This window comes from Paenibacillus wenxiniae (genome assembly GCF_039822605.1).
GTDB lineage: Bacteria > Bacillota > Bacilli > Paenibacillales > Paenibacillaceae > Saccharibacillus > Saccharibacillus wenxiniae.
On record NZ_JBCGUH010000005.1, the window covers coordinates 127,255 to 140,410 of the forward strand.

A 13,156-nucleotide genomic window follows, 5' to 3' on the forward strand; every position below is an offset into this window, starting at 1 on the left:
TGTTACAGATATGGAAGCCCTGCTATCAACGTACTTCGGATACGGTAAACAACTGAACTTCATGATTACCAGCATACGTTAACGCATGCGGTGGGATACGGATGTTACCGCTCTCGTCCCGTATCGCACCGCTGCCCTCGGTTGTGATCCATAGATCGGCGACATAAAGTACACCTGGAATGCGTGCCAGCCAGTTATGCAGGCTACCACTGCGGATCGTTTTGCCAAATTCGCGTTCACGACCGAGCGGATCGAAGTATTCGTCTAGCGCGTTCAGAAATAGCGACTCTCTCCCTTTGAGATGCGGCTCAACAACGATATGTGCCTGCACATCTGCCTGTACATATTGGGGACCGATCACATGCAGCTCAGTACCGAGCATACGATAACGATCCATATATCGCCGTACCGCCTGCAAGAAGAGCGGAGATGGCTCTGGCTTGCGATGCTCGGTGTAGGGTACAACAACCAGTGTCATTTGCCCGGGCGCTTTGCGTTGCGGGTATCCAGCCAATCCACTCACATATAGCGGCAACGCTTTGACCCGACCTACACGCAGTCCAGGGGTACGCATCGCAATCGTTTCATAATCGTCCGCGGTAATGGCGCGTTCAACATCATGCAAGCTATCCGCCAGTCTGCGTTTCGCTGATATGAGCGTCTCTGCCCCTTGACCGCCATGACCATGTGTGTAGTTCGTTGCGCGTAGCGCGTGATCATAGGATGGCGCATCATCCAATCTCAGCACGCCGCTGCGTACATTGCCACGTTCTCCACCACCTGACGTTCGTGCGATCATAACGATATTCGGACGACTGGCGCGCTCCGGTGCTCTACCATGACGATTATCACCGAACACGATTTCGCCCGTTCGTTCATCATAATGAAAGTGCCGATCGTCCGGTCCTGAGCTATCGAAATTAGCAACCTGTGTCCATTCATGCCAGTTGACGAATGAATCTTTGGTATCCAGGCTGGCCGTCTGAATGCGCAACAGACAGAGCGATTCCTCCGGTGTAGCGATCAGATAGCGCTGATCCGGCATACCGGTTCCCGTGCCTGCATAACGGCGATGTTGCCAACCATCTTCCCATGCTACTAACAAAATATGATGTTCACCCTCAGGAAGCCGATAACCATGCTGTCCATCTCCAAAATAAATATACAGTTGTGCCAGCTCCGGGTCCTCCGTCAGTACGCAGCAGCGATCGTGCGGCCCACACAATTGAAGATCGTCGACCGCCTTCCATACGTGCCAGCCATCATGCTCATGCACACGTACTTCCACATTGTCGGGATGCGCAAGTTGATGCGACCATACAAGTACCGGACGACCCCTGCCATCCCAGCCCGTCTGCTTGCATACGATGTTACCGATCCCTTCACGCGCATGCACGGTATTGATCAGTAAATGTCGTAACACAGGCGGCGTTTCATAGCCGGATTCGATCAGCGTACAGCGCAGCCAATAGCGTGGTCGATCTGTTGCCGGATATAATGCATATGGAGTCATCAGACCTGAAACGGTAATATGTAAATCCCCATCAAATGTCAATTCAAATGTGGTGTCTCCCCGCAGTTCAAGCGGCTGCCATTGCCCATCGCCATAAAATTCCCACCGCAGTACAGCAAGCGGAGAATGCTTGCTCTCTGCATCGATCGGATTACGCGGAACACGACGATTGCCTGCCAGATCAAACGTCAGATGGAGCGGCTGATTGACTGGAAGTGCCCCATCCAATCCGATGCAAAAGCTGTTGCCTGGTTTGCCGTCTGTACCAAATAGGGCAAATTCCGGTGAACGCAGTCCCTCCCACGCATGCATCACCGCCGTGTTGTCATACTGTACTACAACGCGCTCAATCTGATGCGGCAGTAGCCAGAGTGGAGATTCGGTTTCAAACACAATCGTATCTGCGCGCAGCCGCGTGCCAGCAGGCAGTAAGCGCTCCTCTTTTACGCCGGTAAACTGTACTTCCGTTTCAGCTGAAATCGCTGCCTGCGGCTCCATACCGAGCAACTGAAGAAACTTCAGCTCATTGCGCGCGGTGACACGGTTAATGTAATATTGCTGTGCCTCTGTAAGCCAGGAGAACATTTCCAGCAACGTCATACCGGGATCATGTGCATTTTCATCCGTCCATTCTGGACTATGACGGTGAATCGCCTGTCTGGCGCGCTCCATAATTTGCGCATACGTGCGATCATCCAGATTTAGATTGGGCAGCATGGTTGTTGTCTCCTTTCACGGGGATCAGATGCGCTGTATTCATCGGCTTAATCCCAATCTGTACGTATCTGTAATGATTGTTTGCCACCGCTAACTATACAATGACGAAGACCTGCTGCCTGTTCAGGAGTCAGCTCTCGTCGTCCATTCTGTTCCTTTTGAAAAATCTCCATTGTGAGCTTCTGGATATAACGCACACCGGGAACCGATTGTAGGAGCGGGTAGAACATCTCTGCTAGCGGCTGCTCTCCGATCTGCCAGCCTTTTCCGTCTGCCTTACCATATACTGGATCAAGAAAACGGCTCAGCCGTTCCTGACACTGCTCTTCGACGGGTACCAAATCCTCCAACGCCCGCACGATAATCGTTGCCGCCATATCTACCTCTAGCCGCACCGGTTCAATCACATATAGCTGTTCCGGGAAAATCATGCCTGACATACGTGGATGCAAATAGTGCCGAATACGTAGCGACAGCTCCGGGAAATACCGTTTGCCTGCTCCCTCATCCCGTGCCATGACGACCAGTGTTACACTGCCTGCTTCACGCTCCATCTGACCGTTATAGCCGGAGAAGCAGCGCACACGAGCAACATGCGCATCCGCTGCACGTGCTAGATATTCATAATCTTCTGCGGTTACCGCGCGCTCACGGTGGCGAAGCTGCCTCGGTCCACGTACAGCGGCTTCCGCCTCTGTCTCACGATCATGTCCACCTAAAGCAGGCACTGGATTGAATACGTCCTGAATAAAGGCGCGCGCATAACGCGGCTGTGTGATCTTGTATTCGTCTACATTGCCTTGCTCCCCATCGGATAAACGATAATTGACTCGTACACGCCCGATCCCCGTTGCGGAAGGAATACGCCCATTGCGTCCATCTCCGAAGCGAACGATTCCTTGTTGCCGATCGATCTGGTAATGATAATCATCGGGATCAGCGTTATCCAGATTGGCAATCGGCTCCCATTTTCTCCATAATCGCTCTATACCTGTCGGTAATGTCTCACGTCGTAATCGCTCCGGGTATTGTTGTTGCTCCTGCAACCATTTGACCGGATCAGCCTGCTCTGTTTCATCCACCCAGACCGCCTCATTTTGTATCGGTGCACGCAATAGTCGAAAATATAACCCCTGTCGATCACGTAGCACATCAGGCTTTTCCTCCTGTACGCTTTGCTGCTGCACGGCAGGGACCGTATTCCAATGCAGCTTGCGCACGAGCGGATAGGGCAAGCCGTCCCTGCCAAAGCGCCGATGGCGATCCACCAGCCGAATCCAGTACGCTTCCCGGCCCAACCGGCGTACACGTCCAAAGTCCGGCGGTCCAGCCCACTGCACATGACCGCTCACCGTCATATTTTCGGTAAAATCGTACACTTCCAGAGCTGCCCAGCCGCCACCATGATGATCATCACGCCAGTATTCCCAATCGATGCGTGCAGGATCGGCAAGACCACTCAGGGGCTGGTATTCTAATTCGGCATACATACATAACGGCCCACCTGTCGGCGGCTGATCAAATGCCAGATAACAGACGCTTCCGCCACTTTCAAGTGCAATAAATGGAGGCTGTGCCTGGCGTGCGTAGTGGGAGCCGTAGCCTGTATATTCCCCGTTATTGAGCGCCATCCAGCCACTAGCAGCAATCGGTTGCCGATATTCATACGACAGCATCACATCTTCTAACCACGGTGAACGGTAGATTACATAAGGTGCATAAGCATTGTCCAGCTCAATAATGCGCGCCCGAATCCAGTGTCCCTCCATTCCGTTGACTGGATAAGCACTCAGATCATCCGGACAGTAAAAGCTCCATGTGTGCCGCTGACCATCCGTTTCAGTTAACTCTACTTTGGTCGCTGTATCCGCTACCGCTGTAGCCGCACGGTTCATCACCGTCCGTTCTGCCGCAGATGGCGCAAACTGCATCGTGTGGGAATCGGCGGACACCAGTCTAACCCATGCCTGCCCATTCCAGTATTCCCAGCTCACCTGCCGGATATAAGCATAATCCTGCCGCTTCGGATCAAACTCAGACGCACGCATTACCGGACGCCAGCGCGGTTCATGGTCTGGCCCTGCCATTAGCTGATGCTCGCTATATCCAATGCGGCAACTAAGCGTAATCACACTGCCTTTACGACTGAATATTTCGGACGAATGGAGGTAAAAACAACCATACGGATAAAACACCGTGCCAAACGGATACTGCCGTCCCGATTCCAGCTCCAGATCATCCTGCAACAACCGCTCCGGTACAATGCCTATATCCGTTTCTTTTTGTTTCGATGTAGCCGTTGATACGACTTGCCCTGGCTGATCAGCGTGAGGTGTCGCCGATATGGCAGGCAAAATCGAGACATGGCTCATGCGCACCGTCGACAACAGCTCGATCAGCTGCTCTTTTTCACGATCCGGCTCCTCTACCGTAAGTGGAAATACCAGCACACAGCGAAGCCATACTCCTTCTCGTTCATTAATAATGGATGATTGCGGTACATATCCTGCCGCCTTAAACAAATACAGTCGCCGTGTGCCCGCACGAACATAATCGAATTCGCGCCATTGCCCATTTGCCCGATATGACCAGCGTGCATACTGCGGATTGCTCAGCAAGCGAATCCATGACTGAGCAAGATGCGCTGGCTCCAGCTCCGGTATCCACTCCAGCCTTGTCTCTCCTTCCAGATACTCCAACTCCGGGCAATTCGTATACAGCACATGCTGTTGAAAAGAAGGCCGTTGTCCGGCATCGAACAGACGATTGTGCCGTGGCTTCATTATATCTGCTGTTGACGCAGTTAACCTTTGCATATCTGTAGTACGATCTGCCTGCCCTATATCAAATGCAGTCGTGCTTGTGCTTACATCACTTGCATTGCCTCCAGTGTTTGCACCATCTGCCTCCGTCGCATCCGCATCCACCAGTCGAATCAACTGATCCGTACGTCCATCCGCAATGTACATATCGATCATACGTGCCGGCGTAACGAGCATCGCCCCGATCGTTTCAAACACGACCTCGCCTGTTTCCGTAGCCGCCGATACCGGTGTACTTGCCGGAATAAGCACCGGACGTGTCGCCCCTTCACTCAGCCGAAAAGTTAGCGCCGTCGACGCAGCACGCGCAGGCATCGGCTCGACTCCGATCAGATTTAGAAATGACAAATAATTGTTTAGCGGTGCCTGATTCAACCGCCGCCAATTTTCCAAAAGCATATCGGCTACGATATAAAATAAAGCCGTTCCCGCATCCGGGTCTTCCGGTGTAAACCGCCATTCTGGTGTGTAATAGGGCACAAGCGCCGACATTTCATGGACCATATCCCCCAGCTGACGCGTATCCAGCGGTGGAGAAGCAAGGCGGGCAATCTGCTCCCAATTCAGCGGGGTCATCGTTCATTCTCCTCTCTGCTGCTTTATGCCGATACCTGCTTAATGTACCGCTACCGCTCAGCCGCCATACAGATAAAACGGATACACCTGATTGGACACATGATTCGTCGCTCGTTCACGATAACGAACCTCAATGCGAACCGTGCCCTGCTCCGGGTCATCCTGATGCACACGAACTTCCACCTCGGTCACTCTCGGTTCCCAGCGCGCAATTGCTTCACGCACGCTTTTAGCCATCAGATTCATCGTCGTCACATCAAGCGTATCGAATTGATACTGTCGAATCCGGCAACCAAACTCAGGATTCATTACTCGCTCGCCTGGCATCGTGCCAATCAAAATCCGAATCGCTTCACGAATATCGTCGCCATACTCCGACATACCAATACGCCCTGTTGCTGGATCCACCTGCACCGGAAAGCTCCATCCTCTACCTAGAAAAGAACGCTGCGCCACTACACTCGTCCTCCTTTGTTGTATAGTCACTTAGGATCGTTAAAATTACTACCTGCGTCAGCGTATATTTTCCATATCTCATACTGCCAGTTGCCAACTTTTCTGTCGTCTCTGCCTGCTTCCCCCTGCTGGCACAAACGGCAGACTCCAAGCGCTCTCGCTCGGAGCATCAGTTGATTTTGACCATCGTTCCTTTGAGTGTAACGATCGCATCCGATTGAATGGACAGCGGGCCGCTCGATTTCAAATCCAATGTACCCTTCGCCTGGATCGAGATTTGTGTCGATTCGATCGAAACCGATTTGTTACTCGTCAGCGTAATATCTCCCTGATCATTCAGCACAATTTTGGTGCTGCCGCTCGTCACGGTGACCGAACCGGAACTGCCTCCGGTCAGCAATACACTATGCGTACCACCGGAATCTTTGAATTCGACTTTGTCTCCGCCATCATCCATCGTCAGCGAATGGCCTTTCGCGCTTTGGAACGTCATTTTGGCGGCGTTATCGGTCTCATCAAAAATAATCTGGTGACCTGCGGTCGTTTTCATCTTTTTGAGTGTATTTTTCTCAGGTGGTGGTTCGGGCTTCGCCCCATTGCTCCACAGCAACCCGATCACATACGGACGCGTAATATCGCCCAGGTGAAAAGCGACCAGCACCTCATCATCCACTTCTGGCACGAACAGACTACCACGGGCACTACCTGCCATCGACGAAGTTACACGCACCCAGTCGGTCTCATATTCGCCCTGCTGCATTTGCAGCATCAGTTTCACACGTGCCAGATTGTCTGGGTCCTGATTGCTCGTTACTTTGCCAATCGCTACACCCGCGATACGTGTATCTGGTCGTCTGCGTGCATCATAGTATGAATCCGGCAGCATCATATCGCATTCCCCTTTACTTCAAATTGGATCATATAGCCCTGCTCGTCCAGTACATGCACCGCTCCGGTCAAATAACAGGTGCGTCCAACCGGCGTGCCGAGTCCGGTAAAAGCGACATAAACGCCTGCACGCAGCTCTGGTATGCCCACACATTCACCACTACCGCTAACGAGATCCATCGAGCGTGCCTGCATCAGGGAATCGGCAGCATTTTGCACATCCTGTACCGTTTCTCCATCCAGATCGTGATACGCTTCATACGTGCCAAGCGCTCCAATCAATGCGCTACCTGTCTTCGTACCATCACCGATTTTGACGACAGTCGGGGTGGATGAGGATAATAGCTCGCGATTGAGTGGGTCCCAGCTCTGCACCTTAATACCACTCCACTGTGAAGCGATGTTATGCTCCAGTCGTAACGAGATTAAACCTGCCCCCCAGCCTAGCTTCAAGTACGGTGTAGTCGAAGCGGCGACTTTGCGAAAATAGACCGATTTGCCAACGACGAGCAGCTCCCGATTGCTACGAAATGCCAGCTCCTGTAAAAAGTGATAATCATCCTGACGGTACTGCGCGATATTTTCAATCGTTTCGCTCGTTGCATCGACAGTCAAACTGCCTGCATACGAAGACGCAATTTCGCGTGCGACATCGCTGTATTTCTTTTTTTGCCATACTTTTTCGCCATACGTTTTCATCATCAGCACCGTCATATCCATACAGCCAATCGTCACATAAGCCGCTTCATCCTCATGTGCTTCATAACCGAGTGACGTAATATAACCGGTAAATACCGCTTTAAGCTCGGTTCCATAGCCTAGCTCGATATCAATCGTGCCGCCGAGTGTCATGCCATCCGGTACGATAAACTCCTTCGTCTGCGGATCGAACGCTTCCTTGATCTGAAATGAAGCATATTCCGCCATCGGCTCAACCGTCGTATGTACAGTCAATTGTCGTAGCGATAGTGTGTCCGGTGTGTAAGATTGACCGCTACAGCTAATTTTAAATACCGGAGCGGCAAAATCATTATAGGTGCTGCTCAAACTGGTATAGTCCGCGCTGGAAGTTGGTAACGAAATGTCTGCCATCGCCTCTTCAACCCTTTCCCGGTACAGTCAACAACGAGGCAGGTCCCGGATTAAGCGGATCATCGATGCCACTGGCATTAGCGATCTGTCGCCATTTGGACGCATCACCGTAAAATTTTTGCGCGGTTTCGGGTAATGACTCTCCCTGCTGTGAAGTGACCTGACGATCGGTATCGCTTAATGTTTGCGCCGTTACTGTCTGATCAAGTGACTTTTCCCGATAGAGCGTAATATTCATCCGTAAGCGGAGCGGCACACCATTTTCCATAAACAGCGTATACTTCTGCTCCTTGATCTCCATGCGCCCTTCATACTCAAATGTTCCCCAGGCAAATGTATAGGTGCGCGGCTTGGCACTGCTCATATCTTCCTGCACCATCGATAATAACTTGCCCGCATATTCACGCACATCGCTTCCCTGCATCGATGTATCGAAAAATAAACTAAGGCTCAGACTGCCAGACACATTGCCTGCGGTTTGTAGCGGCTTCGATTCGTTACTGCCTGCGTTCCAGTTCCCCTGCTGCACGACCGTATATTCGGATGGATTGAACATCACGGTAAAAATATCGCCGGTATTGTTTTTCGTTTTCCCCTGTGGAATGATCAGTGCCTTGCTTGTTGTCAATCGCGCTTCCCCCTTTGTGCCCGTACACCTTCGCCATATACTTGGTAAGTTTACATTCCGCGCCGCTGATAATCCGATTTCAGGCGCCGTTGCAGCTCACGATAGACGCGCTGAACAATCTGCTCCATCTCATTCGGTCCAAGACGCACCGGCGGCCTTGCTGTCAGTAACGAGTTCGAATCCGACATGGCTGCGTTAATACTGCCCGTCATACTTGCAGCCGAGCCACTGCCAGCTTCACCTCGCGTATCCTGCCCATTCGAAGCTGGGAATGTAGCTTGTTTTATGCGTCTCCATTCCGGTACAAACGGCTCGGCACGCGGTGGTTCAACAGCACGAGCTAGCTCCATTTGTGCCTGCTCACCGGTCAGCATCGATGCGGGCAATTGCCGGATGCGGCGGCGTAGCAGTTCCAACATCGCTGGCTCAGCTGGTCCGCTCAGCGGCAAGCCTGTACCAATCGTAGGCGATACGTTGCTCCTGCCAGCGCTACCATTATGTACTGCATATGCAGAAGCAGCATTCAGACTAGCATCACGACCGATCTCCGGATGGCTGCCCCTAAATGCAAGCAGTAGACGCTCTGGCAATCGCCCACCTTCTGTTCGAAGCGGCACACTTGAGCTGAGCTGCTCACTTTGCACTGCCTGCATAAGCCAGCGACTTGCTTCCCGTTGCACCTCGCTGATTCCTCGATCTCCTGTTACCCTACGCTGATCGGTAGCTATAGCCGTCTGCTGGATCAGACGAGTCGCCAGTTCGCTACCGAAGGAACGTGTACGTAGCAACTCGCTGGATAGCTCGCGTCCGTTAATGCGCTGCACAAGCGTACTTACGATAGCACCTGCACCTGAGCTTGCTTGCAGCCGCCCCATCGTGGCTGAGCCTGTAGATAACAGGGAGGGCATCGTTAGCGTTGGATGATTCCATATCATTTGCTGCGATGTACGCTCGCGTGCCAGTTGTCGTAGAGAAGTCCGTTGCGATTGGCCAGGCAAAGCAGCGGCCAGCGGTAACAGCATCATAAAGCGTTCTGGCGATAAGCGCAGCGTTTCACGCTCAATGTAGCGGCCCAGCGTCTCGTAAATATTGCCCTGTAGCCACCTTGTATCGGTCCCCGAACTAGCTCCGTTTGCCTCTTCCTCGCTCAAATAACGACGAAGCAGCAGCGGATGATACAGTTCCCTTCGCAGAGATTCATCTCCGCTATCCGGCTGCAACCACGGTAAATTCAGCCACGGCCACCATTCCCTCAATCGCTGGCTTGCTTGTTTCCATTGCGGCCCACCTGCCAGTGCCGCCTGATTCCACAGCCAGCGATTGCCCTGACGTCGAATGAGCTGCTCTGGCAAACCGGTTACCGGCGCTCCTGCTGGACTTTGTCGCCGCCATTCCTGACGCACCGCCGTCATCACCATTCGGCTCCATCGTCCTGCCTGCTGGTGAAAAGATCGCTCTGCCGCGCGCTGATACAGACGGCGAATATTGTGCTCAATCACCGCTCGCCGCTCATGCGGATTAAACAAGCGCACAATATGGTACAGCCAGTCCTCCGAATCACGAGCTGGTTCTTGCCGTAACGGTTGCCAGGACGGATACGGTAGTGCCGCCGCTGTCTGCTCCGGCGATGGCCAGACATTTAACAATTGCACCGTATACGTACCACCCAGTACGCCGTCCAGCTCGCTCAGACGTGACACGTGGAACAAATCAGACAAGCGGCGAATGTTACGTTCCCCGTCCTGTGGACGATCACTGGACGAACGACGAAGCGGAATTGTAAGTCGTACAGGCGGTAACCAGCGCAGTTTAGGCACGATGATACCACCTGAGCCTGAAATCGTGCCCGAACTCGAACGTGTCTCATTTCTGCGCAAGCCGCTTCGTTCCAGCAATGGAACAAGGCGCGATAATGCTCGTAGATTACGATGGTTCCATGAGCCGGAAGCGGATGGTTGCGCCAGCGTGCTCGTATCCAGCGTCCATTCATACGGCTGAATCATCGCGGTATCGCCGGATAGGCTCCCCTTTAGTATGCCGCTCGTTAACATACTTCCCAGCCCGCCAGACATTTGACGGAAAATGAGCTGTGGTAAACTACCTAGCATACGCAGCGATAACGGTGATCCTTGCTCGTCCATACCATCCGACTCCAGGTGCGCTTCCAGCCACATCTGGGGCGGCAACTGTCCAGTTCGATCTCCTTGCATGAGCATCCGCAAGATGGCTGGATGCATCATACTGGCATTTCCACCCATACGAAGGGGATCACTGCCTGTCCCTAATGTATTGGAAAAGCCAGCATCCGATTCACTCCACGGTAACGAAGCCGATGAAGCAGACTGACCTCGCCCATCCATCGCAAGCAACCGCCAAAAATAATAATTTCGGATCAGTAGCGGCTGAGTGATCGATACATTCGTTAGCGGCTTCCATTCGATGCGTTGATGATGGTGATGATGAATCGCTCCATACGGTATTGCCGCTTCTCGCGCCATAAGGCGGCGATGGATTAGCGCTGTGCCCGCCATACCGGGTAAAGCGACTCCCAGCGTATGCTTTTCCGCTAACCGACGAGCAAAGTCTGTTGCTGCTGGCATGGCGGCAACCGGAGTAAATGGACGACGCAAAAGCCAGTATTTCATTGATGAATCGCCCCTTTACCTGTGCTTGTCCTCCATTTGCTAGCGGCTCGTATTACTACGGCGACTTAATGATAGCCCCTGATGCACCAGTTCAAGCGACTCTACCGCCAGACTGCCCTGCCCGGCATTCAGTTGTGGCCCGATCCATTTGACCGGATACGCCTGAATAAAATTCCAGATCAGCAGCTGACTGTAGTCATCGCTTGCCATCATAATTGAGCCGTCACGTGGCGTCATTTTTCCTATCGTAAAACTGTTGTACCAATCCCATAGACCGAGCGATAGCAGCACGCCACGTTTTAGCACAAGCGGTGGATACTCGCGCCGGGTCGGAAAGCGATGTACAAATCCATTTTGCCCGCCTTCCTCGTAGGTCTCGTACTTCGTTTCCGCCTGCAAGCCGCTAATCTCGGAGAAGCCGCCGACCTGAAGCTGATCGATCTGCACAAGAAAACGAAACCCGCCCAGCGGATCGACTTGGTTCATATTTTGGTTGCTTGAAGAAGCTGCCAGCGTACTCACCCCTTTCCAAATACATCAAACAGATTCTCAGGTTGCTCTGAGCCATCGTCATTAAGACGCCGATTGATCCGATTGATCTCTTCACACCAGCGCTGACGCTCACGGTGCTCCATCTGCATAAGCGCTTCATGCGACCAGTGAAAATAGTACGCGATAAAGCCCATTTCCTCGTACAGCTTGTCTACCGGGTATTGCAGACTCAAACCCGACTTGGATCCAAAAAATTCATCGTCACCTCATGCTCATGTCCGCAGCGTGGACATACAGTAGGAATCGTCGTCAGCTCCATCTCGTTAATACTGCGATAAAATTCCTGCAAGTACGCCAGATCGGCCGTAAACAATCCTTCGATCGTATGCGTATCGATCATCGGCATATCACCCAGCTTCGTAATGACACGAGCGAGCAAAATAATCGTCAGGTAGCTCGGATTCTGCTGCACACGCGGATCACGCATCGGCAAAATCTCATCGCTGGCAGTCGCCAGACGCATCACACCACGACGATGCAAATTCCCTTCCCGATCGATATAACCTCGTGGCAATTCAAATGCATGTTCTGTTGTTAACATCTGCTGTTCCCCCATTCCGGCACGTTGCCGCCGAATGAACCGACCTATGCTTTATTTACTATAAAGCACGCCTGTTCATCCGGCTGACATCAAGCCGCTGTGTAGTTGAAATGTGTAAGTTGAAAATAGATTATGTCGTTGCCGGATGTTCATACGTGGACAGACACATTCCACATCTATCCAATCTCATCACGATCCGTATCCACCGATGACATGAGCATACGCCGCACTCCCATGCTTATTTCGTGCGCTTCATACCCTCATGCGCCAGCTCAATCGTTTCAATCGCAACCTCTTTACCAGAACCGTTAAAACTCGGTGCGGTGTACTTGGTTGGCCACGCCTGCATAATTTGCCATGCCGCCTTGTCCGCGCCCGTTTCATCGATCGCGGTAATCGTTACATTTTGACGGGTGATCGTACCGTTCGTGCAATCCTCCAGCCATTTATACAGATCCGTCGAATCGGTCACGCCCCATTTGAGTGTAATATTGCCGTACTTGGTCAAGCCGGGTAGCTTACGCGGTGTGGTCGCTTCATTACCTTCACGATATTCCACAACCTCCACTGTTGCATCATAGCCGGACACCTCGGTAAATCCGGCTTGCGTAATATTGCCAACTTCCATTTTGAACCTAAAATTACGGTATGGGTCCTTGCGCTCACTCATACATGTATCCCCTCTCCCGAAATGAAATCATATTCGCCGTACATGCGGTCTGCGCT

General features: G+C 52.3%; 11 protein-coding genes. All 11 read right to left on the reverse strand.

The window, feature by feature from the left end:
* Positions 1-25: 25 nt before the first annotated feature.
* The 11 genes from AAHF22_RS11315 to AAHF22_RS11365 all read right to left on the reverse strand — a co-directional run bounded on the left by AAHF22_RS11315 (position 26) and on the right by AAHF22_RS11365 (position 13,100).
* On the reverse strand, positions 26-2,230 hold the full coding sequence (locus tag AAHF22_RS11315) for a putative baseplate assembly protein (RefSeq protein ID WP_347325113.1): 2,205 nt from the start codon (positions 2,228-2,230) through the stop codon (positions 26-28).
* A gap of 47 nt (positions 2,231-2,277) precedes the next feature.
* Positions 2,278-5,628: a putative baseplate assembly protein gene (locus AAHF22_RS11320; protein WP_347325114.1), complete on the reverse strand. Its 3,351-nt coding sequence runs from the start codon at positions 5,626-5,628 to the stop codon at positions 2,278-2,280.
* A 57-nt stretch (positions 5,629-5,685) separates the two neighbouring features.
* Positions 5,686-6,084 (reverse strand): GPW/gp25 family protein, encoded by a 399-nt coding sequence (locus AAHF22_RS11325; protein WP_347325115.1) that lies wholly within the window; start codon positions 6,082-6,084, stop codon positions 5,686-5,688.
* Positions 6,085-6,253: 169 nt separating this feature from the next.
* Complete coding sequence (locus tag AAHF22_RS11330) at positions 6,254-6,973, reverse strand: phage baseplate assembly protein V (protein ID WP_347325116.1); 720 nt, start codon at positions 6,971-6,973, stop codon at positions 6,254-6,256.
* Positions 6,970-8,064 carry a phage late control D family protein gene (locus tag AAHF22_RS11335; RefSeq protein WP_347325117.1) on the reverse strand — a complete coding sequence of 365 codons (1,095 nt, stop codon included), beginning with the start codon at positions 8,062-8,064 and terminating at the stop codon, positions 6,970-6,972. Before AAHF22_RS11335 ends, AAHF22_RS11330 begins: the two co-directional genes overlap by 4 nt.
* A 7-nt stretch (positions 8,065-8,071) precedes the next feature.
* A complete protein-coding gene (locus AAHF22_RS11340) occupies positions 8,072-8,692 on the reverse strand; it encodes a CIS tube protein (protein ID WP_347325118.1) in 621 nt (206 codons plus the stop codon).
* Between the two features lie 50 nt (positions 8,693-8,742).
* Entirely contained in the window at positions 8,743-11,337 is a 2,595-nt protein-coding gene (locus tag AAHF22_RS11345; RefSeq protein WP_347325119.1) for a hypothetical protein, read from the reverse strand.
* A 39-nt stretch (positions 11,338-11,376) separates the two neighbouring features.
* Complete coding sequence (locus tag AAHF22_RS11350; protein WP_347325120.1) at positions 11,377-11,823, reverse strand: phage tail protein; 447 nt, start codon at positions 11,821-11,823, stop codon at positions 11,377-11,379.
* 32 nt (positions 11,824-11,855) lie between these two features.
* Positions 11,856-12,062 carry a DUF6760 family protein gene (locus AAHF22_RS11355; protein ID WP_347325121.1) on the reverse strand — a complete coding sequence of 69 codons (207 nt, stop codon included), beginning with the start codon at positions 12,060-12,062 and terminating at the stop codon, positions 11,856-11,858.
* A complete protein-coding gene (locus AAHF22_RS11360) occupies positions 12,059-12,430 on the reverse strand; it encodes a phage tail assembly protein (RefSeq protein WP_347325122.1) in 372 nt (123 codons plus the stop codon). The genes AAHF22_RS11355 and AAHF22_RS11360 overlap by 4 nt, the downstream gene beginning before the upstream one ends.
* Positions 12,431-12,668: 238 nt before the next feature.
* Complete coding sequence (locus tag AAHF22_RS11365) at positions 12,669-13,100, reverse strand: phage tail protein (RefSeq protein ID WP_347325123.1); 432 nt, start codon at positions 13,098-13,100, stop codon at positions 12,669-12,671.
* Positions 13,101-13,156: the final 56 nt, after the last annotated feature.